The organism is Paucibacter sp. DJ2R-2, from assembly GCF_025717675.1.
In the GTDB taxonomy this organism is placed as follows: domain Bacteria; phylum Pseudomonadota; class Gammaproteobacteria; order Burkholderiales; family Burkholderiaceae_C; genus Paucibacter_A.
This window is the reverse complement of the sequence record NZ_JAJIRT010000004.1, coordinates 152,139-177,426: the sequence shown is the minus strand read 5'-3', so window position 1 is coordinate 177,426 and position 25,288 is coordinate 152,139. Positions and strand designations below refer to the sequence as shown.

At 64.2% G+C, this 25,288-nt stretch carries 28 protein-coding genes; 21 read left to right on the top strand and 7 right to left on the bottom strand.

The features are described 5' to 3' along the window. Positions 1 to 16 precede the first annotated feature (16 nt). Complete coding sequence (locus LNV28_RS12195) at positions 17 to 622, bottom strand: PEP-CTERM sorting domain-containing protein (RefSeq protein ID WP_263517816.1); 606 nt, start codon at positions 620 to 622, stop codon at positions 17 to 19. Between the two features lie 300 nt (positions 623 to 922). Between LNV28_RS12195 and LNV28_RS12190 the strand changes: the two genes are divergently transcribed. Continuing rightward, positions 923 to 2,029 carry an S-(hydroxymethyl)glutathione dehydrogenase/class III alcohol dehydrogenase gene (locus LNV28_RS12190; protein ID WP_263518140.1) on the top strand — a complete coding sequence of 369 codons (1,107 nt, stop codon included), beginning with the start codon at positions 923 to 925 and terminating at the stop codon, positions 2,027 to 2,029. Between the two features lie 2 nt (positions 2,030 to 2,031). Then, entirely contained in the window at positions 2,032 to 2,895 is an 864-nt protein-coding gene (gene fghA / locus LNV28_RS12185; protein ID WP_318013853.1) for an S-formylglutathione hydrolase, read from the top strand. Positions 2,896 to 2,905: 10 nt separating this feature from the next. Here fghA and LNV28_RS12180 read toward each other — a convergent pair whose 3' ends face one another. After that, positions 2,906 to 3,094, bottom strand: a complete 189-nt coding sequence (locus LNV28_RS12180) for a hypothetical protein (protein WP_263517815.1) — start codon at positions 3,092 to 3,094, stop codon at positions 2,906 to 2,908. A 167-nt stretch (positions 3,095 to 3,261) separates the two neighbouring features. On the opposite strand from LNV28_RS12180, the gene LNV28_RS12175 reads away from it, so the two are divergent. Continuing rightward, positions 3,262 to 4,416: a GGDEF domain-containing protein gene (locus LNV28_RS12175; RefSeq protein WP_263517814.1), complete on the top strand. Its 1,155-nt coding sequence runs from the start codon at positions 3,262 to 3,264 to the stop codon at positions 4,414 to 4,416. Between the two features lie 93 nt (positions 4,417 to 4,509). Here LNV28_RS12175 and LNV28_RS12170 read toward each other — a convergent pair whose 3' ends face one another. Next, on the bottom strand, positions 4,510 to 5,226 hold the full coding sequence (locus LNV28_RS12170; protein ID WP_263517813.1) for a choice-of-anchor J family PEP-CTERM protein: 717 nt from the start codon (positions 5,224 to 5,226) through the stop codon (positions 4,510 to 4,512). A 275-nt stretch (positions 5,227 to 5,501) separates the two neighbouring features. Between LNV28_RS12170 and LNV28_RS12165 the strand changes: the two genes are divergently transcribed. After that, a complete protein-coding gene (locus LNV28_RS12165; RefSeq protein ID WP_263517812.1) occupies positions 5,502 to 7,376 on the top strand; it encodes an ATP-binding cassette domain-containing protein in 1,875 nt (624 codons plus the stop codon). Then, entirely contained in the window at positions 7,373 to 7,798 is a 426-nt protein-coding gene (locus LNV28_RS12160) for a hypothetical protein (protein WP_263517811.1), read from the top strand. The genes LNV28_RS12165 and LNV28_RS12160 overlap by 4 nt, the downstream gene beginning before the upstream one ends. Before the next feature lie 25 nt (positions 7,799 to 7,823). Here the strand turns inward: LNV28_RS12160 and LNV28_RS12155 are convergent, their stop codons facing one another. Beyond that, entirely contained in the window at positions 7,824 to 8,606 is a 783-nt protein-coding gene (locus LNV28_RS12155) for a fumarylacetoacetate hydrolase family protein (RefSeq protein WP_263517810.1), read from the bottom strand. After that, complete coding sequence (locus LNV28_RS12150; protein WP_263517809.1) at positions 8,603 to 9,241, bottom strand: response regulator; 639 nt, start codon at positions 9,239 to 9,241, stop codon at positions 8,603 to 8,605. Before LNV28_RS12150 ends, LNV28_RS12155 begins: the two co-directional genes overlap by 4 nt. A gap of 248 nt (positions 9,242 to 9,489) precedes the next feature. On the opposite strand from LNV28_RS12150, the gene LNV28_RS12145 reads away from it, so the two are divergent. After that, complete coding sequence (locus LNV28_RS12145) at positions 9,490 to 10,827, top strand: protease complex subunit PrcB family protein (protein WP_263517808.1); 1,338 nt, start codon at positions 9,490 to 9,492, stop codon at positions 10,825 to 10,827. A gap of 14 nt (positions 10,828 to 10,841) precedes the next feature. Here the strand turns inward: LNV28_RS12145 and LNV28_RS12140 are convergent, their stop codons facing one another. Next, positions 10,842 to 12,257 carry an aminotransferase-like domain-containing protein gene (locus LNV28_RS12140; RefSeq protein ID WP_263517807.1) on the bottom strand — a complete coding sequence of 472 codons (1,416 nt, stop codon included), beginning with the start codon at positions 12,255 to 12,257 and terminating at the stop codon, positions 10,842 to 10,844. Positions 12,258 to 12,330: 73 nt separating this feature from the next. On the opposite strand from LNV28_RS12140, the gene LNV28_RS12135 reads away from it, so the two are divergent. From LNV28_RS12135 to LNV28_RS12115, 5 genes are read left to right on the top strand one after another with little or no spacing between them, the layout of a single operon-like run. Beyond that, a complete protein-coding gene (locus LNV28_RS12135) occupies positions 12,331 to 13,113 on the top strand; it encodes an aspartate/glutamate racemase family protein (protein WP_263517806.1) in 783 nt (260 codons plus the stop codon). A 42-nt stretch (positions 13,114 to 13,155) separates the two neighbouring features. Beyond that, complete coding sequence (locus LNV28_RS12130; RefSeq protein ID WP_263517805.1) at positions 13,156 to 14,364, top strand: aminotransferase-like domain-containing protein; 1,209 nt, start codon at positions 13,156 to 13,158, stop codon at positions 14,362 to 14,364. Between the two features lie 2 nt (positions 14,365 to 14,366). Next, positions 14,367 to 15,215 carry a PhzF family protein gene (locus LNV28_RS12125; protein WP_263518136.1) on the top strand — a complete coding sequence of 283 codons (849 nt, stop codon included), beginning with the start codon at positions 14,367 to 14,369 and terminating at the stop codon, positions 15,213 to 15,215. Positions 15,216 to 15,255: 40 nt separating this feature from the next. Continuing rightward, positions 15,256 to 16,017: an alanyl-tRNA editing protein gene (locus LNV28_RS12120; protein ID WP_263517804.1), complete on the top strand. Its 762-nt coding sequence runs from the start codon at positions 15,256 to 15,258 to the stop codon at positions 16,015 to 16,017. A 44-nt stretch (positions 16,018 to 16,061) separates the two neighbouring features. Then, the gene (locus tag LNV28_RS12115; RefSeq protein ID WP_263517803.1) at positions 16,062 to 16,697 is read left to right on the top strand and encodes a glutathione S-transferase family protein; all 636 of its coding nucleotides are present in this window, start codon (positions 16,062 to 16,064) and stop codon (positions 16,695 to 16,697) included. A gap of 33 nt (positions 16,698 to 16,730) precedes the next feature. On the opposite strand, the gene LNV28_RS12110 is transcribed toward LNV28_RS12115, so the two are convergent. Continuing rightward, complete coding sequence (locus tag LNV28_RS12110) at positions 16,731 to 17,198, bottom strand: c-type cytochrome (protein WP_263517802.1); 468 nt, start codon at positions 17,196 to 17,198, stop codon at positions 16,731 to 16,733. 142 nt (positions 17,199 to 17,340) lie between these two features. On the opposite strand from LNV28_RS12110, the gene LNV28_RS12105 reads away from it, so the two are divergent. The 10 genes from LNV28_RS12105 (at position 17,341) to atpG (ending at position 25,255) form a co-directional block, all read left to right on the top strand. Next, positions 17,341 to 18,030, top strand: a complete 690-nt coding sequence (locus tag LNV28_RS12105; RefSeq protein WP_263517801.1) for a cytochrome b/b6 domain-containing protein — start codon at positions 17,341 to 17,343, stop codon at positions 18,028 to 18,030. 36 nt (positions 18,031 to 18,066) lie between these two features. After that, positions 18,067 to 18,561 carry a GNAT family N-acetyltransferase gene (locus LNV28_RS12100; RefSeq protein ID WP_263517800.1) on the top strand — a complete coding sequence of 165 codons (495 nt, stop codon included), beginning with the start codon at positions 18,067 to 18,069 and terminating at the stop codon, positions 18,559 to 18,561. A 69-nt stretch (positions 18,562 to 18,630) separates the two neighbouring features. Then, the gene (locus LNV28_RS12095; protein ID WP_263517799.1) at positions 18,631 to 19,545 is read left to right on the top strand and encodes an SMP-30/gluconolactonase/LRE family protein; all 915 of its coding nucleotides are present in this window, start codon (positions 18,631 to 18,633) and stop codon (positions 19,543 to 19,545) included. 192 nt (positions 19,546 to 19,737) lie between these two features. Beyond that, a complete protein-coding gene (locus LNV28_RS12090; protein WP_263517798.1) occupies positions 19,738 to 20,391 on the top strand; it encodes an ATP synthase subunit I in 654 nt (217 codons plus the stop codon). 2 nt (positions 20,392 to 20,393) lie between these two features. Further along, positions 20,394 to 21,284 carry a F0F1 ATP synthase subunit A gene (atpB, locus tag LNV28_RS12085; protein WP_263517797.1) on the top strand — a complete coding sequence of 297 codons (891 nt, stop codon included), beginning with the start codon at positions 20,394 to 20,396 and terminating at the stop codon, positions 21,282 to 21,284. Between the two features lie 90 nt (positions 21,285 to 21,374). After that, a complete protein-coding gene (gene atpE / locus LNV28_RS12080) occupies positions 21,375 to 21,620 on the top strand; it encodes a F0F1 ATP synthase subunit C (protein ID WP_058721792.1) in 246 nt (81 codons plus the stop codon). Between the two features lie 38 nt (positions 21,621 to 21,658). Then, entirely contained in the window at positions 21,659 to 22,129 is a 471-nt protein-coding gene (locus LNV28_RS12075; protein WP_263517796.1) for a F0F1 ATP synthase subunit B, read from the top strand. A 2-nt stretch (positions 22,130 to 22,131) separates the two neighbouring features. Further along, complete coding sequence (locus tag LNV28_RS12070) at positions 22,132 to 22,665, top strand: F0F1 ATP synthase subunit delta (RefSeq protein WP_263517795.1); 534 nt, start codon at positions 22,132 to 22,134, stop codon at positions 22,663 to 22,665. 92 nt (positions 22,666 to 22,757) lie between these two features. Next, on the top strand, positions 22,758 to 24,311 hold the full coding sequence (atpA, locus tag LNV28_RS12065; RefSeq protein WP_263517794.1) for a F0F1 ATP synthase subunit alpha: 1,554 nt from the start codon (positions 22,758 to 22,760) through the stop codon (positions 24,309 to 24,311). 62 nt (positions 24,312 to 24,373) lie between these two features. Beyond that, entirely contained in the window at positions 24,374 to 25,255 is an 882-nt protein-coding gene (atpG, locus tag LNV28_RS12060; RefSeq protein WP_263517793.1) for a F0F1 ATP synthase subunit gamma, read from the top strand. Positions 25,256 to 25,288: the final 33 nt, after the last annotated feature.

Below are 25,288 nucleotides of genomic sequence, written 5' to 3'. Positions count from 1 at the left end.
CACAGGCCGCCGGGCCTCAGCCGCGCTTGCTGCTCTTGCGGCGGCTGTAAGCCAGGCCGCCGAGGGCCAGCAGAGTCAGGGCCAGGGAGGCCGGTTCCGGGACCTTGTTGGCCGTGGCTTGGGCGCTGATGTTGTCGAAGCGCATCCACTGCGAGTTCTTCACGGTCCAGCTGACGCTCAGCAGGCTCAGGCCTTGGTTGAAGCTGAACTGCTCCCAGCCGGCCTTGTGGTCGACCTTGACCGTGGACTTGGCGCCAGTCTTGTCGGTGTAGCTGAAGTTGAACTCCACCGGGGTCTTGCCGTTGTCGCCGTTGTTGATGTACTGGTCGAGGGCGATGCTCAGGAAATCAAAAGCCTTGCCATCGACGCGGCTCAGGCTGGTGACGGAGCCGCCGTAGTTGTTGAAGAGCGAGAAGTTCTTGTTGGCGACTTGGCCGACCAGGCAGTCGGTCTTGTTCTTGAGGCCGGCGCAATCGTCGCTGATCAGGAAGTCGCTGATCTGCAGGCTGTTGCCCACCTTGGTGGACGCTTGCTGGTTGAAGTCGATCAGCACCGGGGCGGCCATGCTGGTCGCGGCGCTCAGGGAAAGGATCAGGCTGCTGGCAATTTGACGGATGTTCATGGGGTACCGATGTATTTGGTATTCGGGTGGTATTGGTGTAGCGGGGCGAATACTAGGGAGCGTCGGTGCCTGCCAACATCGTTTGTCTGCGGGGGGTGGGCCTCTATTCGTGAATTGCGTCACGAATTCAAGGGTCGATCCCCCTTGAATCGGTGAAGGAATCGGGGGTGGTCACTGTGCATTCGTTCACGAATTCGGGCTCTTGGGCGGCTCCAGCTGCAGACTCGGGGCAGGCCGTTTATGCTGCGGCAGCCTGACGATTGAGCGTCTGTTTCCCCATTGTTTTTGGAGCTCCCCATGATCAAGACCCGTGCCGCCGTTGCCTGGAAAGCCGGCGCCCCTTTGAGCATCGAAGAGGTGCAACTGGACGGCCCACGTGCTGGCGAAGTGCTGGTCGAAATCAAGGCCACCGGTATCTGCCACACCGACTACTACACGCTCTCGGGCGCCGACCCGGAAGGCATCTTCCCGGCCATCCTGGGCCATGAGGGCGCCGGCGTGGTGCTGGAAGTGGGCGAGGGCGTCACCTGGTTGAAGCCGGGCGACCATGTGATCCCGCTCTACACGCCGGAATGCCGCCAGTGCAAGTTCTGCCTCTCGCGAAAGACCAACCTCTGCCAGGCCATCCGCAGCACCCAGGGCAAGGGCTTGATGCCCGACGGAAGCGCCCGCTTCTCCATCGACGGCAAGCCCATCTTTCACTACATGGGCACCTCCACCTTCTCCAACCACATCGTCGTGCCCGGCATCGCCCTGGCCAAGATCCGCGAGGACGCGCCTTTTGACAAGGTCTGCTACATCGGCTGCGGCGTCACCACCGGCGTTGGCGCCGTGCTGTTCACCGCCAAGGTGGAGGCGGGCGCCAATGTGGTGGTGTTTGGCCTCGGCGGCATCGGCCTCAACGTGATTCAGGGCGCCAAGATGGTGGGCGCCGACAAGATCATCGGTGTCGACATCAATCCGGGCCGCGAGGCCATGGCGCGCCAGTTCGGCATGACCCACTTCATCAACCCCAAGGAAGTCGGCAACGTGGTCGACCACATCGTGCAGCTGACCGATGGTGGCGCCGACTATTCCTTCGAGTGCATCGGCAACACCAAAGTCATGCGCGATGCCCTGGAGTGCACGCACAAGGGCTGGGGCCGCTCCATCATCATCGGCGTGGCCGAGGCCGGCGCCGAAATCAGCACACGGCCTTTCCAGCTGGTGACCGGCCGCAAATGGGAAGGCAGCGCCTTCGGCGGCGCCCGCGGCCGCACCGATGTGCCCAAGATCGTCGACTGGTATATGGACGGCAAGCTCAATATCGATTCGCTGATCACGCACAAGCTCAAGCTGGAGCAGATCAACGAAGGCTTCGATCTGATGAAGCGCGGCGAGTCGATCCGCGCCGTGGTGGAGTTCTGAGCGTGGCGGGAGCTTTGCAAGCGCTGGAGCTGCTCGGGGAGCATGGCAGTTTCGGGGGACGTCAGCGCTTCTACCGTCATGCCTCGGCCGAGATCGGCTTGCCCATGCGCTTTGCGCTCTACCTGCCGCCCCAGCCGAAGGGGCTGCTGGTCTTTCTCGCCGGCCTGACCTGCACCGAGGAGACCTTCACCATGAAGGCCGGGGCGCAGCGTCTGGCGTCCGAGCTGGGCCTGGCCCTGCTGATGCCCGACACCAGTCCTCGCGGCGCTCAAGTGCCCGATGAAGCCAAGGATTGGGATTTCGGTGTCGGCGCCGGCTTCTACCTGGATGCCAAGCAGCAGCCCTGGGCCCGACACTGGCGCATGGAAAGCTATCTGATGCACGAGCTGCTGCCAGGTGTGCAGCGCGAGTTTGGCCTGGCAGCCGAGCGGACCGGTGTCTTCGGCCATTCCATGGGCGGCCATGGTGCGCTGGTGTTGGCGCAGCGCCATCCCGGCGCTTTCCGTTCGCTTTCGGCCTTCGCGCCGATTGCCGCACCCATGCAGTGCCCCTGGGGCCAGAAGGCTTTCCAGGGCTACCTGGGAGGGGACGCGGCCGACTGGGCAGCCCATGATGCAACCGCCTTGATGCTCATGCATGCCAAGGCCCGCCGGCCACAGTTCCCCGGCGGCATCTTGATCGACCAAGGTCTGGCCGATGGTTTTCTGGCGACTCAGCTGTTCCCGGAAGCCTTCGAGGCGGCCTGCGCCGTCGCCGGGCAAGGCCTGACCCTGCGTCGCCACGCCGGCTATGACCATGGCTACTACTTCATCGCCAGCTTTGTCGGCGATCACCTGCGCCACCACGCGGCGCAGCTCTGCGCCTGAGGGTCGGCGTTCAGGGCTTTTTGCGTGGCAGTTCGGCGCGGGCCGGTGCGATCGGGGTCAGGCCCGAGGGCATGGCCAGGGGCACGCCGGATTTCGCGCCGCTGTTGTCTTGCTTGGGCTTCTTGACTTCTTTGTTGCCTCGTTGACCTTTGGACATGGCATCGACCTCGTTGTTGCGGTGAAAGAATGCCTGCAGCATGCGCCTCGCTCTGGCTCGCCACCGTGCGCTGGCAGACCGTGGCTGTAGGGGTGAGCGGGTTTGTTTCGGCGAACTGTCGTGATCATCGCCGGCTAGGATGGCGGCGGAGCCCTTGCTCCTGCCGCCCCTTGTGAATGCTGCCTCAGTCTGCCGTGGACCTTCGAACCTTGTTTCTCGCCCAGACCGCTTTGCTGGTCACCGTGGCTTTCACGCTCTGGCTGGCCCGCAGCTCGGCGGACCAAGCCAATGGCTTGCGCACCTGGACCTGGGGCATTGCCGCCGAGGGCTTGTCCTATTCCTTGTTGGCCGGGGCCGGCCATCTTCCGGCGCTGCTCTCGGGTGGTTTGGCCAATGCCCTGGGTGCGCTCGGCGTCGCTCTGTTGTTCGTGGCCATTCGTCAGTTCCTTGGTCTGGCTTGGCGCTGGCAGCCGCTGTTGCTGATGGGTCTGGCGGTGACGGCGGTGGGCCTTGCCTTCGGTGGGCGATATGTCGGCGCCACCATCTTCAATGGCTTTGCCTACGGCTTGTTGCAACTGCTGAGTGCCTGGGTGCTCTGGCGCGACCGCCGCGCCGCGCCGCCGTTCGCCCCCCGTTTGGGACTGGACGGTCTGGTGCGAGTCCAGACCTTGGTGGCCCTCGTGCATTTGCTGATGGGCCTGGTCCTGCCGCTGCGCGCCCTGCTGCTGGCCTTGGGGGCTGACCAGCCCGACTATCTGGATATGTCAAAGGGCTGGCAGGAGCCGGTCTTCGTCTTCAGCTTTGTCTATCTGGTGATCTGCAGCCTCGGTTTTCTGCTGATGTGCAAGACGAGGGCTGAGCAGGAGGTGCGCGAACTGGCCTTGAGTGATGGTTTGACCGGTCTGGCCAATCGCCGCGCACTCGATGAGGACATGGTCCGTGCTTTGGGCCTGGCTCAACATGCCGGGCAGTCCTTTGCGGTGCTGATGTTGGACATCGACCATTTCAAGGCCTTCAACGACCAGCATGGCCACCGCGCCGGCGATGCTGCGCTGAGGCAGTTCTCCCTGTGCCTTCAAGCCGAGCTGAAGTCGGGCCGGGCTTACCGTTACGGCGGCGAGGAGTTCACGGTCTTGCTGCCTGAAATGGGGGCCGATCAGGCACTGGCGATGGCCGAAAGTCTGCGCGCTGCCATCGCCAATTCAGCCTCTGCAGCGTCCGCCCTGCCGGGGGTACGCAGCGCCAGCATCGGCGTGGCCGTGTGGCAGAGCGGCGATGATGCCGACCGCTTGTTCGGCCGGGCCGACCGAGCGCTCTACCGCGCCAAGAGCCAGGGTCGCAACCGCGTCGAGCTGCAGCTCTGAGGGCCGAACCCAGGCGCATCTGCGCGCCACGGGCATAAAAAAACCCGCCCTGTTGCCAGCGCGGGTTCCTGTCAGTGCGAAAGCCAGCTGGGATCAGCGGTCTTGCTGCAACTGCTTGCGGCGGCGCAGGCCGATGGCGCCCAGGCCCAGAGCCATCAGGGCCCAAGTGGTGGGTTCCGGCACGGCGGCGGTGATGCTGACGCTGTCGATGCCGAGGTAGTCTGAGTTGTCACCGGACGGGCCGCCCGAGTTGACGGTGTAGCGGAAGGCGATGGCGCCGTCGGTGGCACCGCTCAGGCCGCTGATGATGGCGCTGTACTGGGTCCACTCGCCGGGGTAGCCGCCTTGTTCCAGATTCGGGTTGATGCTCAGCAGCAGGGTGGTGAAGCTACCGACGCTGGTGTCGCTGTTGCCGACATCGGTGCCACCGACATTGCTGAAGCGCACTTCCAGGCGGTCCGGGTACAGCGAATCGGTGACGCTGCGGCTCCAGAAGCTCAGGGTGTCGCCGTTGTTGAAGCTCAGGGTCGGGGTGATCAGCCAGTTGCTGATCTCGCCGGCGCCGGCGGTGTTGTTGAAGTTGGCGCCGATGTAGGAATTGGCGGCACCCGACTGCGAGGCGAACACCGTGGCATTGCCTTGGAACCATCCACTGGTGCCGAGGGGCACGCTGTTGTTCTTGGCGGTCCAGCCGGCCGGCAAGACGGCGTCGAATCCTTCATCCAGCGTGGCAGCGTTGACGCTGCCAGCGGCCAGGGCGGCGACCAGGGCGGGAATGAAGGCCCGGGCGAAAACGGAAGCGGTAGACATGTTCTTCTCCTGAAATACGAGTCGAAAACTGCACCCGGCACCAGGTCCGGGGAAACTTCGGAGGTCCTGCTCTAAAAATCTGTGCAGGACCACACGTTGTTCCTTGTACCGTCATCGTTTTGATGACGAACCCATGAAATCCCTGGTACCCCCTGAGGATGGAGGGCGGGGAAAACGCTAATTGCTTGGGTTTTCACCCGGATTGGGTGTCTGTCGCTCCGCTTTAGGGCCACGTGTTTCGAGCCTGAGCTCCGGGTCGAGGACAATGCGCCCCCATGGCAGTCCTATCCATCTCCAACGCCCATCTTGCTTACGGCCACGTGGCCCTGCTCGATGGCGCTTCCTTCTCACTCGAAACGGGTGAGCGCGTCGGCCTCATTGGCCGCAATGGCACCGGCAAGTCCTCCTTGCTCAAGGTGCTGGCTCAAATCGAGAAACTCGATGACGGTTTGTTGCAATTGCAGCAAGGCCTGACCAGCGTCTATGTGCCGCAAGAGCCGGTGATGAACGCCGAGTCGAGCATCTTCGACACCGTCAGCGAGGGTGTGGCCGAGGCCAAGGCCTTACGGGCGCGCTATGAAATTCACGATCCCGAGGACGATCTGGACTGGGTGGCCGAGCGCATCGAGCACATCGGTGCCTGGAACTGGGAGCAGCGTGTCGAGGAAACCCTGCACCGTTTGAATCTTGACGGTTCGCGTCTGGTGGGCTCGCTGTCGGGCGGACTGAAGAAGCGTGTGGCCCTGGGCCGGGCCCTGGTGGCCCAGCCCGATGTGCTCTTGCTCGACGAGCCGACCAACCACCTGGACCTGGATGCCATCACCTGGCTGGAAGGCTTGCTCAACGACTTCAAGGGCTCCTTGCTGCTGATCACCCACGACCGGGCGTTTCTCGACAATGTGGCCAATCGCATCGTCGAGCTCGACCGCGGCCAGCTGCGCGGTTACCCCGGCAACTTTGCTGCTTTCACTGCGGCCAAGGCCTACGAGCTGGAGAACGAGGCGCTGTTCAATGCGCGCTTCGACAAGATCCTGGCCCAGGAGGAGATCTGGATCCGCAAAGGCGTGGAAGCGCGGCGCACGCGCAGCGTGGCGCGCATCCAGCGCCTGGAGTCCATGCGCGTGGCCCATGCGGCGCGGCGCGATGTGCAGGGCAAGGTCAAGCTGGACATCGACACCGGTGGCGCCAGCGGCAAGATCGTGGCCGAGCTGGAGAACGTCTGCAAGAGCTACGGCGACCGCGTCATCGTGCGTGACTTCACCGCCACCATTCTGCGGGGCGACAAGGTCGGCCTGGTGGGCTCAAATGGAGCCGGGAAGACCACGCTGTTGAAAATGATCCTCGGCGAGCTGGCCCCGGACAGCGGCGAGGTGCGTCAGGGTTCGCGCCTGACCGTGGCCTACTTCGACCAGATGCGCGACACGCTGAACCTCGACGCCACGCTGGCCGATACCATCAGCCCGGGCAGCGAGTGGATCGAGATCGGCAACCAGAAGAAGCACGTCAAGAGCTATCTGGGCGATTTCCTGTTCTCGCCTGCGCGTGCCAATTCACCGGTACGCAGCCTGTCCGGCGGTGAGCGCAACCGCTTGCTGCTGGCCCGCTTGTTTGCACGCCCGGCCAATGTGCTGGTGCTCGACGAGCCGACCAATGACCTCGACATCGAGACCTTGGAGCTGCTTGAAGAGTTGCTGGCCGACTACGACGGCACCGTTTTCTTGGTCAGCCATGACCGACGATTCCTGGACAACGTTGTCACCAGCACCATCGTCAATGAGCTCGACGGCCGTTGGCGCGAGTACGAAGGCGGCGTGCAAGATTGGTTGGTCCAGTCCAAGCGCGCGGCTGCCCTGGCGGCCAAGGCCACGCCTGCGCCGACGCCAGCCGGGCCTGCTCCGGCCCCAGCGCCGGCACCGGTGGTCGCCAACAAGAAAAAGCTCAGTTACAAGGAGCAGCGCGAGTTCGATGAGCTGCCGGGCAAGGTGGCGGCGCTCGAAGCCGAGCAGAAGCAGCTCAATGCCTTGCTGTCTGGAACCGAGTTGTACAGCCAGGGCGCGGCTCGTATCGCCGAGGTGACGGACCGGGCCGGCCAGATCGACGAAGAGCTGCTGGTCTTGATGGAACGCTGGGAACAGCTGGAAGCGAAATGAGCACCAACGCCGGTCCGGAGCGGGCTGACGTGGCCGACGAGGCACGGCGCCAGGAATGGCTGGCCTTGTTCAAGGCCCATGAGCAGTACGAGCTCGCCGCCTTGGCGCTCAAGTTGTTCGCCATGGGCTTGTGCGCCGCTGCCTGGGGTGCTCCGTGGCTCTGGGCATTGCTGATTTTGGTCTGGCTCCAGGAGGCGGTGCTCAAGACCTTTCAGGCGCGTTTGTCGGACCGTTTACTGAGGCTGGAGCAGGCCTTGCGTCGCAGCGACGTTGCATCGAGCGAGGCCATGCAGTTGCACAGCGAGTGGTTGCAGCAGCGGCCCGGCAGCCTCGGTCTGCTGCTGGAGTACTTGAAATCGGCCTTGCGTCCGACCGTGGCTTTGCCGTACCCGATTCTGCTGGCGCTTCTGGCCTGGTACTGAGCGCTGACGCTCCCGCGCTAGCGGCTCAGACGCACAGCTTGAGCTCTCCGAGGCCATCGAAACCCACGCAGATCTGGTCGCCAGCCACCAGATCGCTGAGCACCAGCCAGGCACCGGTCGTCACCACAGAACCGGCTGCCAGGCTGCGGCCCTCGCGGGTGGCGTGGCGCAGCCAGCCCAGCAGCCCCCAAAAAGGGTCTCCGAGTGAGTGGCTGCCGCGTGCACTCCGAGGCGGTTCGCCATTGCGCTGAATACTGCAGGTCTGTTGCGACCAATCGATGGCCGCGCAGCTCTGGCGTGAATGCCATTCGCCCAGGGCTAGCGCCCCATGGGACAAGGCATCGGCGTGACGCAACCAGGCCGGCGCGGCCTGGCCCTGCTGCCAGCGCGAGCTGACCAATTCGGCGGCCACGCAGACACCATCGACCAGCTCGGCGGCGGCCTGAGGTTTCATTCGGGCCAGCGATTCGGCATCGACGCTTTGGCCCAGACGCAGGGCAATTTCGGCCTCGACACCGGGACGCTGCAGGCGAAGGTCGCTGAAGTCGGCCGGTGCTATGCGCACGCCGAATGGCGCCAGTGGCGCATGGCTCAAGTCGGCCTGGCGTGAGGGGCCACCGCTTTTCCAGAATTGCGGTGCCGTAGCAGGCTGCCAGTTCAGTTGCTCAGCCAAGGCGGCCAGGGCCCGGTCGGCACAGAGCGAATCGGGCGCCTCGGCGGGCCATGCCTGGGCGTCCAGCAGGCCCTCACCGCGCCAAGCGCGCGCCAGTTGGGAGGCCAGATCTTGGGCCAGATCGTGGTGGCTCACAGGCGCTGCAATTTGTGTGCGGGGATCAGCTCGGGCTTGCCCTTGAGTTGCACCACCAACTCGCCGCTGCGTACCACCACGAACTGCACGGTGTCGGTCGAGCTACCGTACTGGACCCGGTCGCCGGCCCGCAGCTGGGGAGGCAAGGGCGGCAAGGCCAGTTTGACCGGCAGCTTGCCCGGGCCCTGCTGGGCCTTGATGACGGCATTCAGGCGTTGCGCCAACTCGGGGCGCTCCGTGGCCAGCAGCTCCAGCGAGCGTTGCATGGTGGTCTTGAGGTCGTCGGCCGTGAAGGGCTTGCGCAAGAGGAAGCGAGAACCGGCGGCATGGGCTTCGGCTTCATGGGCGGGCGTCACCTCGAAGCTGAGCAAGGCCAGGCGGCAGCCCGGGTTGGCGGTCTTCAGGCGTTGATAGAGGGCGATGCCATTCATGCCCGCCTTGGCAAACCAGTCCGTGATCAGGAAGTCGGGTTTGAATTCCAGACCCAAGGCCAGGGCCGAGTCGGTGTCGCTGGCACAGCGGATGCTGTGAGCCGGAAAGCCGAAGCCCTCCAGCAATTGGCGTGCAAAGGTTTGCACGCCGGCCAGGGCATCGACGACAAGGAAGCGGAGTTCAGCGTTCGCGGGGGCACTCATGAGCAAAGCAAGGGCGGTCAGTCTCGGTGCTGCCCGAGCTGATACAGGCAGCGGATCGCAATGGTAGCCCCCGTTTGAGGCTGCTGCATGTCGGCGCGCGCGCAGCACTTTGTTTCTTGTGTGCGATTTCCGCATTGCTCGCTTCAATCAGGGTGCGCTTGCCCTCATTCAGCGATTGACGTTTGAAAAATGCGTGGGATATTATTCCACGCAGGCAATCTGCCGCGAACACCAAAGGGATGAGGATCATGGAGAGCAGCCATTACAGCGCTTGGCCTTTGGCTCGGCTGACTTCGGCGGTCTTGCTGGTGCCGGCTGTGGCTGTGGCCGTGGCGGCGGTGAGTCTGGCCGCCTGCGGTGGGGCTGAGCCCCCGGCTACGCAGGCGCCTCCGGTCTTGCAGCTCAGTGGCACGGCAGCCGTCGGCCTGGCTTTGCCGGCCGCCAAGGTGCAGGCGCGGTGCGAGCAGGGCACGGGCACGGCGACCACCGCGGCCGACGGCAGCTATCTTGTGAAGATCGAGAACGGCCGTCTGCCCTGTGTCTTGCAGCTGCACGCTGAAGCTCAGGGCTTGAAGCTGCATTCATTGGCGCTGGCAGGCAGCGCTGCGCCGCTGAGCAACTTGACCCCGCTGACGGAGATGGTGCTGGTGCGGCTGGCGCGGGCGCCCGCCGAGCAGTTCTTCCAGCAGTTTGACCGCAGCACGGCGCAAAGCTTGAGCGTCGACCGCATCAAGGCGGCGCAGGCCGATGTGGTCAGCGCGCTGGCCAGCACCGTTGACCTCAGCCCTCTGGCGGACCTGTTGGCCACACCTTTGAAGGCGGCCACGCCGACCGCGCCCGAGCAGGGCGATGCGCAAGACCAACTTCTCGACCAGCTGGGTAGCCGGCTCAGCAAGCAAGGACAGGCGGAGCTGCTGGCCTTGCTGGCGGCAGGCAAGCCGGATGACCCGACCGCGCCGTTTGTCCCGCGCCTGAGTATTCAGCTCGATGACGCCAAGCTGCTGACCGGCGCCAGTCGCCAATTGATGGCGGACATCAACTACCCGCCCAATGTGCGCTACATCCGTCAGCCGGTCAGCTGGAAGGTCTTGGAGCCCGAGGGCGGGAAGGTCGATGCCTTCAGTGGTCGCTATCAAGCGCCGGGGCGCGTGGGCGTCTTTCATGTGCAGGCGCAAAGAGATGATTTCCCGGCGCTGACCGCTCGCGTGGCGATCCAAGTTGCCGACTTCCTCTCACTCGAGCAGCAAGCCCATTCGCGCGTCGTGACTGCGCGAGAGGTCCTGATTCGCGATCGCAAGGCTTTCCAGAGCTTGTGGGCCGAGCATCGCGGCGATGCCAGCGCGGCGCCGGCGGTCGACTTCGACAAGGAAATGGTCGCCGCCGTGTTTCTCGGTCTGTCCGGGACAACCGGCTGCCATGGCGTCGAGGTGCAAGGTTTGCGGTCTGAGGTGACGCGCCTAAGGCTGGAGTACCGCGCCACCACGCCGACCGATGGTCAGATCTGCACACAGGTGATGACCTCGCCCGCCCATTGGGTGCGTCTGAACCGCAGCGATCTGCCTCTGGAATTCCGCCGCCTGCCCTGAGGCAGGCCGAGGGCTCAGCGCAGTTCTTGCAGCAGGCGCCAGAAGCGTGCGTCCTGCGAGGTGGCGAAGTTGATGCGCATCAGGGTGCCGGCACGGCGCGTCGGGCTGAACAGCAATCCCGGCGCGATCAGCCAGCCGGCGTCCAGCATGCGCTGGGCCAGGCGTTCGGTGTCCACGCCTACCTCCAGCCAACCGAACAGGCCTTGCGGCGGCGTCACGAATTGGCAGCCCGCCTCTTCGGCCAGGTGCACGACGCGTTGCCGCGCAGCATCCAGGCGCGAGATCACCCGCTCGGCATGGCGACGCAACTGCCCTTGCTCCAGGCAGATGGCCACGGCGCGGTCCATCATCGGGCTGGTGGTCAGGGTGGAGAGCAGTTTGAGCTCGGTCAGCTGGTGCACGACCTGGGCGCTGGCGGCGACAAAGCCGACCCGCCAGGCCGGAGTCAGGATCTTGGAAAAACCCGAGACATAAATCGTGCGCTTGAGCCCGTCCAGGGCCGAGAGCCGTGCTGCATGGTTGGGCGCCAGGAAGGCGTAGGTGTCGTCCTCGACCACCAACATATCGGCCGCCTCGACCAGCTTGAGGATCTGGTGAGCGCTGGCCAGCGAGAGGCTGTTGCCCGTGGGGTTGTGCAGCACCGAAACGGTCACATACATGCGCGGCCGGTGCTCGGCGATCAGGCGGGCCATCACCTCCAGGTCCGGCCCCTGTGGCCCGCGCGGCACCGGCAGCAGGCGCATGCCGGCCTGGGACAGACGGGCGTACTCGATCGCCCAGCCCGGGTCGTCCACCAGCACCGCGTCGCCCGGTGTCAGCAGGCAACGGGTGATCAGGTCCAGCGCATGGGTGGCGCCCACGGTGCTGATGATCTGCTCCGGTGCTGCATGGACGCCGATGTCTTCCAGGCGCCGGCTCAGGGCGCTGCGCAGGCGCGGGTCGCCGCCCGGTTCGCCGTACTGCAAGGCCAACTGGTCCGGCTCCTCGCTCTGGCTGACGACGCGGCGCATGGCGCTTTGCAACATCGGCAGGTCCAGCCATTCGCCGGGCAAGGTGCCCAGGCCGGGGGCGTGTCGCGCATCGGCCTGGAACATGCCGCGGATCAGCGCGCTGGCGTCGATCGGCGTCGGCGGCGCTTGCACGGCCTGGACCGGGGCCGCCTTGGCCTTGGGGGCCCGTGCATCGCGCATATCGCGAACGAAAAAACCGCGCTGCTTGCGCGCCTCCAGCAAGCCGGCCGCCAGCAGCTGGTCGTAGGCGGCCACCACGGTGTAGGGGCTGACGCCATGGTGGCGCGCGCATTCGCGCACCGAGGGCAGGCGCGCGCCGGGCAGGAGCAGGCGCTGCTGGATGCGTTCCGAAAAACGCAGGGCCAATTGCTGGGCCAGCGAAAGGCTGGCGCTGCGGGACAGGGCTGTGCTGGTGCTCATACCGATACAGATTCTCAAAACGTATGGCTAAGTGTATTGGTTCTGTATTGGTTGTGGCGGCTAGACTGGGCCTATGAAATTGCTAGGCATCTTGGGTGGCATGAGTTGGGAGTCGAGCGCGCATCTGTATGCTTTGCTCAACCGCGAAGTGGCGGCGCGCATGGGCGGCCTGCACAGCGCGCGTCTGCTGATGCACAGCGTGGACTTTGCCGAGGTCGAAGCGATGCAGCAGCGTGGTGACTGGGCTGCGGCCGCCCGCCTGCTGGGTGAAGCCGCTGCTGGGCTCAAGGCCGCCGGCGCCCAAGCCCTGCTGCTGGCGACCAACACCATGCACAAGGTGGCTGATGAGGTGCAAGCGCAGGCCGGCCTGCCCCTGCTGCACATCGTCGACGCCACGGCCGCCGCGCTGCAGGCCCAGGGCTTGCGTCGGGTCGGCCTTCTGGCGACCCGTTACACCATGGCCTCAGACTCCTTCTACCAAGAGCGCATGGCCGGGCACGGCTTGGAATTGCTGACGCCGCCGGCCACTGCCGCCGAAGAAGTGAACCGCGTGATCTATGAAGAGCTGTGCCGGGGCCAGCTGCGGCCGCAATCGCGCGCTCACTATCTGGCCTGTGTCGAGGAGATGGCCTCGCGCGGCGCCCAAGGCGTGATCCTGGGATGCACCGAAGTCGGGCTCTTGCTTGACGCCGAGGCGCAGCGTCTGAGCCCCCTGCCTTTTTTCGATTCAACCGTGCTGCAGGCACGCGCGGCGGTCGATTGGATGCTGGCCGGCGCCGACTCGGCCCCGCTCGGTGGTAAAAGCCCGGGTGAGGCCGCCGCGCCCGGCTTGGGCAGGCCAGAATTTTTGAATTGAACGAATCGCCTTTCTTGAATGAATCAGCAGGAGACAAGAAGCATGAGCAGCATCTGGAACCAAGCACGCCGCGCCGCGCGCATGAACCCATCCATCATTCGCGAGATCCTCAAGGTCACCGAAAAACCGGGCATCCTGTCCATGGCCGGCGGCCTGCCTTCGGCCGAGACCTTCCCGGTCGAGGCCTTGAAAGCCGCTTGCGACCAGGTGCTCAGCCACAACGCCAAGGAAGCCCTGCAGTACGCGGCCAGCGAGGGCTTTGCGCCGCTGCGCGAATGGGTGGCGGCCCGCATGGCCAGCTTGGGTATGACCGTCAACCCCGATCAGGTGCTGATCACCAGCGGTTCCCAGCAAGGCCTGGACCTGGTCGGCAAGATCCTCTGTGATGCTGGCGCGCCGGTGGCTGTGGAAACACCCACCTACCTCGGTGCCCTGCAGGCCTTCACGCCCTACGAGCCCAACTTCGTGAGCTTGGCCAGTGACGAGCAAGGCGTGGATCCGGCCGAGTTCGCACGCCTGCCGCATGACGCGCCCGGCACCCGCTTCGCCTACCTGCTGCCCAACTACCAGAACCCCACCGGCCGGGTGATGAGCCTGGAACGCCGCCAGGCCGTGATGGCCGCCGCCAAGGCCGCCGGCGTGCCGGTGATCGAGGACAACCCTTACGGCGACCTCTGGTTCGACGAGCCGCCGCTGCCGGCCCTGGCCTCCTTCTGGCCCGAAGGCACCATCTACCTGGGTAGCTTCTCCAAGGTGCTGACGCCCGGCTTCCGCCTGGGCTTCATCATCGCCCCGAGCGAGCTCTACCCCAAGCTGCTGCAGGCCAAGCAGGCAGCCGACCTGCACACGCCCGGCTTCAACCAGCGCGTGGTCTATGAGGTGGTCAAGAACGGCTTCCTCGATGAGCATGTGCCCAAGATCCGGGCCCGCTACAAGGCCAACCGTGATGCCATGGCCGCCGGCCTGGAAAAGCACCTGCCGCCGGGTTGCGTCTGGCAAAGCCCCAAGGGCGGTATGTTTTTCTGGATCCGCCTGCCCGAAGGCATGAATGCCATGGAGTTGTTGCCCAAGGCGGTCGATGCCGGCATCGCTTTCGTGCCCGGCGCCGCCTTCTACGCCCAGAACCCTGATCCGCGCACCCTGCGTCTGTCCTTTGTGACCCTGACGCCGCCGCAGATCGAAGAAGGTGTGGCCATCCTGGGCAAGGTCTTGCGCGAGGCGCTGGACAACGGCGCTCAGCCCACCCCATGAGCTTGCAGACGCGCCGCTTCGCTCAAGTCGACGTCTTCACCGCCATGCCCTTGCTGGGCAATGCTCTGGCCGTCGTCATCGACGGCGAGGGGCTCAGCGACGCCGCCATGGCCAGCTTTGCCCGCTGGACCAACCTCAGCGAAACCACCTTTCTGCTGCCGCCCACGCGGGCGGAGGCGGATTACCGGGTGCGCATCTTCACGCCCGGCGGTGAGCTGCCCTTTGCCGGTCACCCGACACTCGGTTCGGCGCATTGCTGGCTGAGCGCCGGCGGTGTACCCAAGCAAAAAGGCCGGGTGGTGCAGGAGTGCGAGATCGGCCTGGTGACGATACAACGTGGCGGCGATCGCAAGCGCGAGCGCCTGGCTTTCGCTGCGCCGCCGCTCAAGCGTTCCGGCCCGGTCTCGGTCGAGCTGCATGCGCAAGTCCTGCATTCTTTGAGGCTGCCTGCCGATGCCGTGCTGGATGTGGTTTGGGTGGACAACGGGCCGGGCTGGATCGCCGCTCGCCTGCGCTCGGCCGAGGCCGTGCTGGCCTTGCTGCCCGATTTTGGGGCCATGCAGGGTTTGAAGCTCGGCGTGGTGGGTGCCTATCCGGCAGCCTCGCCGCAGCAATTTGAGGTGCGCGCCTTCGTGCCGGATATCGGCGTGCCTGAAGACCCGGTCACCGGCAGCTTCAATGCCGGCCTGGCCCTGTGGTTGATCGAAGCGGGCCTGGCGCCCGATCGCTATGTCGCCGCGCAAGGAGCCAAGTTGGGTCGAGCGGGGCGCATCCATGTCCAGCGAGATGCGGAGGGAACCTGGATCGGCGGTGACGTCGTGCCCCTGATCACAGGCGAAGTCCGCTTGTAAGCGGAGGGTTGCGGCTCAAAGCCGCGAGGGAGTGCTGGGGATGATGAATCAGGGAACCGAAGCCTTGTTCCGCGAGGACTCGGCATTGCGGGAATGCCAGGCGCTTGTGCTGCGCGTCGACGAACGCGGCGTGGTGCTCGATCGCACCGTGTTCTACCCGCTGGGCGGTGGGCAAGCGGGTGACGCGGGCGACTTGCTGCTGCCAGATGGCCGGATGCTGGCCATTGCGGACACCCGAAAAAGCAAGGAGCCGGGGGCGGAGGGGGAGATTCTCCACGTGCCGGCCCCGGGCCAGGAGGAGCTGCTGGCGGCTTTGCTGCCGGGTATGCAGGTGCAGGCTCGCCTCAATTGGGCGCGCCGCCATGCCTTGATGCGCTTCCACACGGCCACGCATTTGCTCTGCGCGCTGCTGCCCTATCCGGTCGATGGCTGCTCCATCACCGAGAGCTATGCGCGGCTCGACTTCCATACCGATGCGCCGTTTGACAAAGAGGCGCTGACCGAGGGCCTGAATCGACTGGTGACCGAGGCCCATGCCGTCAGCCACAGCTGGATCACGGACGAAGAGCTGGACGCCAATCCGAGCCTGGTTCGCAGCATGAGCGTGCAGCCTCCGCGCGGAACCGGTCGCGTGCGCGTGCTCCGCATCGAGGGCGTCGATCTGCAGCCCTGTGGCGGCACCCATGTCGGGAATACCGCTGAGATTGGTGGTTTGACCGTCACCAAGATTGAAAAGAAGTCGGCTTCGACCCGGCGGGTCGTGCTGGGCTTCGCTCAGACAGTGCACGCAGCGCTCCCCTGAGCCAGATTCCGCCCGGACAACTGGGCGCTCATTCCAAAACTCCGATGAAACTCAAACTACTGGGCAAAGCCAGCTCCATCAACGTTCGCAAAGTCCTCTGGACCCTGGAGGAGTTGGGCCTCGACTGCGAGCGAGAGGATTGGGGTTCGGGCTTTGCCGCGACCGACACGCCCGAATTCACTCGCCTCAATCCCAACGCGATGGTGCCGGTGCTGATCGATGGCGACTTCGTGCTCTGGGAGAGCAACAGCATCTGCCGCTATTTGGCGGCACGCGAGCAGCGCCTGGACTTGCTGCCCCAGGCGCCGCAGGCTCGGGCGCAGGTCGAGCAGTGGATGGATTGGCAGGCCGGGGAGTTCAACAACGCCTGGCGCTACGCCTTCATGAGCCTGGTGCGGCACAGCCCGGCCCATCAAGACCCGCAGCTTTTGGCCCAGGGCGTGGCGGCCTGGCATCGCCATGTCCGAATCCTCGATGCGCAGTTGGCGCGGACCGGCGCCTTTGTCTGTGGCGAGCAATTCACATTGGCCGACGTGGTGTTGGGTCTTTCGCTGCAGCGCTGGCGTGTGGCACCCTTGGAGGATGCGGGGCGGCCGGATGTGCCCGCCGCCCGTGCCTATTTGGCGCGCCTGGAGCAGCGCGCCGGTTTCCGGAACCACGGCGCCAACGGCCAGCCCTGAGCTTCAGCCGCAGGGCGGCGCGGCGTCGAGGGCTCAGTCGTTGCGGAAGCTGTCGTGGCAGGACTTGCAGGTGCTGGCGGCCGGGCCGAAGCTGGCTTTCAGCTGTTCCACGGTCGCGGGTTTGGCCGCAGCCAGCTTGGCCACTTCGTCCTGCATCTTCTTGGCGGCTTCGTCGAACTTGGCGCGCTCGCTCCAGATTTCGGCCTTGGCACCGCCTTTTTCCTTGCTGGCCGTGCCTTCGACAAAGCCGTGGAAAGGCAGGCGCGAGAGGTTGGCGACGATGTCCGCATTGCTGGCCGCTGCGGCGGCATCAAAGGGCGCGCGCCCTTGCACCATCGCGCCCATGCGCCCGAAATGGCTGCCCATCAGCGTGAAGGCCGCCTTGCGGTACTTGACGGCGTCTTCCGGTTTCTGGAATTGCGCCTGGGCCGGCAGGCTGGTCGCCCATGCGCTCAGGCAGAGCAGGGCCAGGGTCAGGTGTTGCTTGGTCGGGGTCGTCATGATGCGTTGCGTCCTCGGTGTGGATTGAACAGGCGATACAGCCAAAGGCCGGCTTGAGTGTACGGAAGACCTGGCAGTTTTTCCGAGCTGTCGGCGGGGCGCGACTGGGGTATCGTTGCCGCAGCTGAATGGAGGGCTGCACATGTCCGAGGGCTTGTTGACGCGGGTGCGGATCTGGGACCTGCCGACCCGCTTGTTTCACTGGGCGCTGGTGCTCTGTGTCCTGGGGTCTGTGCTCAGTGCCAAGGTCGGAGGCAATGCCATGGTCTGGCATATGCGCCTGGGCTATGCCGTGCTGGCGCTGCTGGGCTTTCGCCTGCTTTGGGGCGTGGTGGGCGGGCGCTGGTCGCGCTTTCGCAGCTTTCTCTACAGCCCGGCGGCGCTGTTGCGTTACCTGCGCGGCCGGCCCCGGGCGGATGACCATTTCGAGGTCGGTCACAACCCGCTGGGTGCGTATTCGGTGCTGGCCATGTTGGCCTGGCTTCTGCTGCAGGTGGCTTCCGGCTTGGTGGCCGATGACGAGATCGCCTTCAGCGGCCCGCTGGTGAGTCAGGTGAGTTCGGAGATCAGCCTGGCCTGGACCGCTTATCACAAGAGTTATGGGCAATGGGGCCTCTATGCCCTGGTGGCCTTGCATGTGGCCGCGATTGCCTACTACCGCCTCGGGCGGAGCAAGGATCTGATCGGCCCCATGTTTTCGGGTGACAAGCGCTTGCAGGCGGCCGTGCCGCCGGCTCGCGACACCTGGGCCAGCCGCTTGTTTGCCCTGACCCTGCTGGCGGCCTGCGCCGCCGGCGTCTATCTCTTGGTGACGCCTGCCCCGGTCGTTTGAGCCCGCCAGCATTCATTCACTACACTGCGGCGCTGCATGGACGAAAGCCCCGACATCACCTTGATCACGCCTGACGACGGCCCGAGCTGGTCGGCGGCACGCGACATCCTGCGTGACTATGCCGCCAGCCTTCAGGTGGATCTTTGTTTCCAGGACTTCGAGGCCGAGCTGGCCGTCTTGCCCGGCCAGTACGCCGCGCCAGGAGGTCTGCTCTTGCTGGCTTTGGTGGACGGTGCGGTGGCCGGCTGCGGAGGCTTTCGCAATCTGCCCGATGTCGACTATCCCAATGCCTGCGAGATGAAGCGCCTGTTCGTCCGCCCCGCCTTCCGCCGTTTCGGGCTGGGACGTCTGCTGGCCCAGGGCCTGATCGACCGGGCTTCCCAGGCCGGCTATTCATCCATGTTGCTGGATACGCTGGACGATATGGAAGCGGCACGCGGCTTGTACGAGAGCCTGGGTTTTGCGGCGGTGCCGCCCTACTACTTCAATCCCATTCCCGGCGCCCACTATTTGCGCGTCGAGCTGGACTGAGCGCCGGCCTGCCCAGTTTCATCGGGTTACGGCCGTAGCATGTCGCTTTTGCGCTTGCGTCAGGCCTGTATGAGTTCCGAGTCCGCCCCTTTGTACCTTGTCACACCGGCCGGTCCGGCTGCAGCCACCCTGGGCGAGTCACCGCTCTGGTGCGTTGAGGAGCAGGCGCTTTACTACGTGGACATTGCCGAGCGCCAGATCCTGCGTCTCGACCCCTCAAACGGCGAGCTGCGCCGCTGGGCGGTCGCGAGCGAGCCTGGTTGCATCGCCTTGATCGAGGGCGGCGGTCTGGCGGTGGCGCAGCGCCAAGGTCTGTTCCGCCTAGACCTGGCCAGTGGCGACAGCAGTTTGCTGGCTCCGCCTCCCTATGCGCCGGAGCGCCAGCGCTTCAATGACGGCAAGCCGGATGTGTTGGGCCGCTTCTGGATTGGCAGCATCGACGACGCGCGCGCGCCTGACGCTGCCCTGTATCGTTATGAGTCAGGTCGCTTCAGTCAGGCGGCCGCTGGCATCACCACCTCCAATGGTCTGGCCTGGAGCCCGGATCAGACCCAGCTCTATTGGTCCGACACCAAGGCGCACGAAATCTATCGTTTCCCATTCAGTGCGGACACCGGCCACTTGGGTGAGCGCGAGTTGTTCGCTCGCTTCGAGCCGCGTGCCGCCGGCCAGGCTCTAGATACCTATGGCGGCCGCCCCGATGGAGCGGCGGTCGATGCCGAGGGCTGCTACTGGGTCGCCATGTTCGAGGGCCAGCGTCTGCTGCGGCTTTCGCCCGAGGGTCAGCTCTTGATGGAAGTCAAGCTGCCGGTGCGCTGCCCGACCATGCCTACCTTTGGTGGGGCCGATCTGCGCACGCTCTATCTGACGACGGCGCGCGAGAAGCGCCCGGCCGAAGAGTTGGCCGCCCAGCCCTGGGCCGGCTGTGTGTTGCAGCTGCGTGTGGCCGTGCCGGGCCTGCCTCCGCATCGGCTCCGGGCCTAGCAATTTCGCGTCGATTGCCCCGGCGGGAGCCCGGGCTGTCAGGCAAAAGTCATGGACCAGTCGGATCATGCGCGCGCAGCCATGGCCCGGCCACGCAAGAAGGTCTGGAGGGTGCTCCCGACAGTCCGGCTTTCCAGGGCTACGGGTTTCCACATATAATCTTTGGGTTTTGCCGACAGCCGTCATCCAGTCATGAGCGAATTTGAGGGCGAACACCGGAGCGATTCCAGGGGTTCAAAGCTTGCCAAGCCCGCAAGTGCGCCAGTGGGGCAGTCCAAGCCAACGACAGAGCGAAAGTTCCGTCCGGCCGATTGGGATGATGACGGCCGCGGTGATGCTGAAGAGGATGGGGTCGACGAGGCAGCTTTCAAGACGCTCACGCGGGAGGAAGCGCAAGCCTTGGTGGCGCGTCATCCGCCTTTGTCACCCTGGCGGGTGGTGGGGGCGCAGGCCGTGGCCGGTGGTTTGATCATTGTGCTGTGGTGGTTGGGAGCCTGGTTGGCCGGCGACGGCGTGCTGGGTGGGTTTGAAAAAGCGCGGTCGGCCCTGTGTGGGGTGGCGGCGGTGGTTCTGCCCAATGCCTTGATGGCATGGGGTATGACCGGGCTCTTCAGAGGGATTCCTGGCGCTGCGGTGCTGGGCTTTATGTTCTGGGAGCTGATCAAGATCATGTTGGCCGTGGCGATGTTGGCCGCGGCTGCGAAATGGATGCCCGGGCTGTACTGGCCAGCACTGCTGGTTGGGCTGATCGGGTGTTTGAAAGTTAATTGGGTGGCCCTGCTTCTGCAGGGTCGTTTCAGCAAAAATCGCGTGGCCGCAAGCCACGCCAAGCGGGACGGAAACTGACAATGGCAGCCGAAGGACACGCGCCGAACGCGGGCGAATACATCCAGCATCACTTGCAGCACATGCAAGTGAACTTTGCCGGTGAAGCGGTCAAGCAGACCAGCATTGTGGATTTCAGCCTGTTCAACCTCGACTCACTGATTTATTCGGTGTTGCTGGGCGTGATCGGTTGCTTCTTCCTGTGGCGCGCTGCGCGCAAGGCCACTTCGGGTGTGCCGGGCCGCTTCCAGGCTGCCGTGGAAATCCTGGCTGAAATGGTCGAGAACCAGGCCAAGGGCGTGATCCACAACGCCGCCAGCCGCAAGGTGATCTCGCCTCTGGCGCTGACCGTGTTTGTCTGGATCTTCCTGATGAACTTCATGGACATGCTGCCGGTCGATCTGCTGCCGTCCGCTTGGACGCATGCCTATGCCGCCATGGGCCATGACGCCCACCACGCCTATATGCGTGTGGTGCCGACCGCCGACCTGTCCACCACGCTGGGTCTGTCGACCAGCGTCCTGATCATGTGCTTCTTCTACAGCATCAAGATCAAGGGCATCGGCGGCTGGACGCATGAGCTGCTGGCAGCGCCTTTCGGCGACAAGTGGTTCCTGTACCCGATCAACTTCCTGATGCAGATGATCGAGTTCGCGGCCAAGACCGTGTCTCACGGCATGCGGTTGTTCGGCAATATGTTTGCGGGTGAGCTGGTGTTCATGCTGATCGCGCTGATGGGTGGCGTCTGGGCCTGGGAGTTGAACCCCCTGTCGGGTGGCTTCTGGCTGGGTCTGGGCCATTTGGTGGCGGGCACGGTGTGGACCTTGTTCCACATCCTGATCATCACCCTGCAGGCCTTCATCTTCATGATGCTGACCTTGATCTACACCGGCCAGGCGCACGATCAACATTGATCGCTGCAGCTGTCCTGCTGTTGAGTTTGTAAGTTTGTAAGTTCGTTTGTCCCTTTCCTTTTTTCTTTACTTTCCCTTCTGGAGCTAATCATGGAAAACATCCTCGGTCTCGTCGCGCTGGCTTGCGGTCTCATCGTTGGTCTGGGCGCTCTGGGCGCTTCGATCGGTATCGCTCTGATGGGTGGCAAGTTCCTGGAATCCTCGGCTCGCCAGCCTGAGCTGATGAACGAACTGCAAACCAAGATGTTCATCTTGGCTGGTCTGATCGACGCTGCTTTCCTGATCGGCGTGGCTATCGCTCTGCTGTTCGCATTCGCCAAGCCCTTCGCCATCTAATTGAACGGCCAACCTTTCACGGTTGAAAGGATCGTGCTGTGAATATCAACGCAACCCTGTTCCTGCAGGCGATCGTCTTTGCGATCCTTGTCTGGTTCACCATGCGCTTCATCTGGCCTCCGGTCATGAAGGCCCTGGACGAGCGCGCCCAGAAGATCGCTGACGGTCTGAAGGCGGCTGACCTGGCCAAGTCCGAGTTGGCCACGGCCAACAAGAAGGTCGACGAGCAACTGGCCCAAGCGCGCGGTGAAACCACCAAGCAGCTGGCCGACGCTGAAAAGCGTGCCGCCGCCATCGTGGACGCCGCCAAGACGCGTGCAGAAGAAGAAGGCGCCAAGATCGTGGCCGCTGCCAAGGCTGAAGCCGAGCAGCAAGCCATGCGTGCCCGTGAGGCCCTGCGCGAGCAGGTCGCCGCACTGGCCGTCAAGGGTGCCGAGCAGATTCTGCAGCGCGAGGTCAATGCCAGCGTGCACGCCGAGTTGCTGGGCCGTCTGAAGACGGAGCTGTAATCATGGCTGAGCTCGCAACCATTGCCCGTCCTTACGCTGAAGCGCTCTACCAAGTCGCGCTGAAGGCTGACGTCAAGGCCTGGGGCCAGCAGATTTCTGCGCTGGCTCTGGTGGCGCAAGACGCCGAGCTGCGCCAGTTTGCCGATAGCCCCAAGGCCCAGCCTGAGCAAGTGCTTGCCATCATGACGGCGGCCGCTGCTCAGCCCTTGGCCGAAGGCATGCAGAGTTTTCTGCGTGAAGTGATCGCCAATGGTCGCCTGGCAGCCTTGCCCGCGGTGGCAGCGCAGTTCCATGCGCTGGCCAATGCCGCTCAAGGCGTGGCCGATGCGACCATTTTCAGCGCCTACCCGATCGAGCCGGCCCAGTTGGCCGAGGTCGTGGCGGCGTTGGAGAAGCGTTTCGCTCGCAAGCTGCAAGCCCATGTCACGCTGGAGCCGGCATTGATTGGCGGCATCCGGGTGGTGGTTGGCGATGAGGTGCTCGACACCTCGGTCAAGTCCCGCCTGGAGCGCATGAAAGTGGCGCTCACCGCCTGATCAAGGCGATTGAGCGCGACGCCACCCCCTTTCGTTCATCCCTGTGTCTACCGCTCTGGCAACAGACGTTAGTCCAGATGGGAGCCATAGCAATGAATTTGAATCCTGCTGAAATTTCCGAAGTCATCAAGTCCCGTATCGAGGGTCTGGGTGCATCGACGGACGTCCGCAACCAGGGCACCGTCGTGTCCGTGTCCGACGGCATCTGCCGCATCCACGGTCTGTCCGACGTGATGCAAGGCGAAATGCTGGAGTTCCCGGCCGGTGCCGATGGCAAGCCGACCTACGGTCTGGCCCTGAACCTCGAGCGCGACTCCGTCGGCGCCGTGATTCTGGGTGCTTACGAGCACATCTCCGAAGGCAACACCGTCAAGTGCACGGGTCGCATTCTGGAAGTGCCCGTCGGCCCCGAGCTGATCGGCCGTGTGGTCAATGCCCTGGGCGAGCCGATCGATGGCAAGGGCCCGATCAACGCCAAGCTGACCGACGTGATCGAAAAGGTCGCTCCCGGCGTGATCGCCCGTAAGTCTGTGGACCAGCCGATGCAAACCGGCCTGAAGTCCATCGACTCCATGGTGCCCGTCGGCCGTGGCCAGCGTGAGCTGATCATCGGTGACCGCCAGACCGGCAAGACCGCTGTGGCCATCGACGCCATCATCAGCCAGAAGGGTCAGAAGATGACCTGCATCTACGTTGCGATCGGCCAGAAGGCTTCGTCGATCAAGAACGTGGTGCGCGCTCTGGAAGCCAACGGCGCGATGGAGTACACCATCGTCGTGGCCGCTTCGGCCTCTGAGTCGGCTGCCATGCAGTACGTCTCGGCCTACTCGGGCTGCACGATGGGCGAGTACTTCCGCGACCGCGGTCAAGACGCGCTGATCATCTATGACGATCTGTCCAAGCAGGCTGTGGCTTACCGTCAAGTTTCGCTGCTGCTGCGTCGCCCGCCGGGCCGCGAAGCCTACCCTGGCGACGTGTTCTATCTCCACAGCCGTCTGCTGGAGCGTGCCGCTCGCGTGAACGCCGACTATGTCGAAGCGTTCACCAAGGGTGAAGTGAAGGGCAAGACCGGTTCGCTGACCGCGCTTCCCATCATCGAAACCCAAGCCGGTGACGTGTCCGCCTTCGTGCCGACCAACGTGATCTCGATCACCGACGGTCAGATCTTCTTGGAAACCAGCCTGTTCAACGCCGGTATCCGCCCCGCCATCAACGCCGGTATCTCGGTGTCGCGCGTCGGTGGTGCTGCTCAGACCAAGCTGATCAAGAACCTGTCCGGTGGTATCCGTACCGACTTGGCCCAGTACCGTGAACTGGCTGCCTTCGCGCAGTTCGCTTCCGACCTGGACGAGTCCACCCGCAAGCAGTTGGACCGCGGTGCCCGCGTGACCGAACTGCTGAAGCAGGCTCAGTACTCGCCGCTGCCCATCAGCTTGATGGCTTCGACGCTGTACGCGGTCAACAAGGGTTTCATGGACAGCCTGGACGTGAAGAAGGTTCTGGCTTTCGAGCACGGCCTGCACCAGTTCCTGAAGACCAGCCACGCCGCTCTGCTGGCCAAGCTGGAAGCCGACAAGGCCATGGACAAGGATGCGGAAGCCGAGCTGAACGCTGCGATCACCACGTTCAAGAAGTCTTTCGCTTAATGCCCATGACGGGGCGGAACAAGCACCAAGCGCTGAACCGCCCCATCTGAACAGGAGAAATCATGGCATCAAGCAAGGAAATTCGCGGCAAGATCAAGTCGGTCGAGAACACCAAGAAGATCACCAAGGCCATGGAAATGGTCGCTGCATCCAAAATGCGCAAGGCGCAGGAACGGATGCGCTCGGCCCGTCCTTACAGCGAGAAGATCGGCAATATCGCCGCCAACCTCGCCAAGGCCAACCCCGAGTACCAGCACCCCTTCATGGTTGCCAACGATGCGGCCAAGCAGGTCGGTTTCGTGGTGGTCACGACGGACAAGGGTCTGTGCGGTGGTCTGAACACCAATCTCTTGCGCGCAGCCACGGCCAAGTTGAAAGACTTGGAAGCGGGCGGTCAAAAAGCTGAAGTCGTTGCCATCGGCAACAAGGGCTTGGGCTTCATGAACCGCATCGGCGCCAAGGTGGTCTCGCATGTCACGCAGATGGGTGACCAGCCGCATATCGAGAAGATCATCGGCCCGGTCAAGGTTTTGCTGGACGCGTACGCGGAAGGCAAGCTCTCGGCCGTCTACCTCTGCTACACCCGCTTCATCAACACGATGAAGCAGGAGCCGGTGGTGCAGCAGCTGCTGCCCCTGAGCTCCGAAGGTATGCAGAGCGCGAACACCGACAAGTCTTCGCACGCCTGGGATTACATCTACGAACCCGACGCGGCGACCGTGATCGACGAGCTCTTGGTGCGTTACACCGAAGCGCTGGTTTATCAGGCTGTGGCGGAAAACATGGCGTCCGAGCAATCGGCACGCATGGTGGCGATGAAGGCCGCAACCGACAACGCCGGCACCTTGATTGGTGAGCTGAAGCTGGTCTACAACAAGACCCGCCAGGCCGCCATCACCAAGGAACTGAGCGAAATCGTCAGTGGCGCGGCCGCGGTGGGTTGATCCCGCTGCTCGCCAAACCATACGCAACGAATA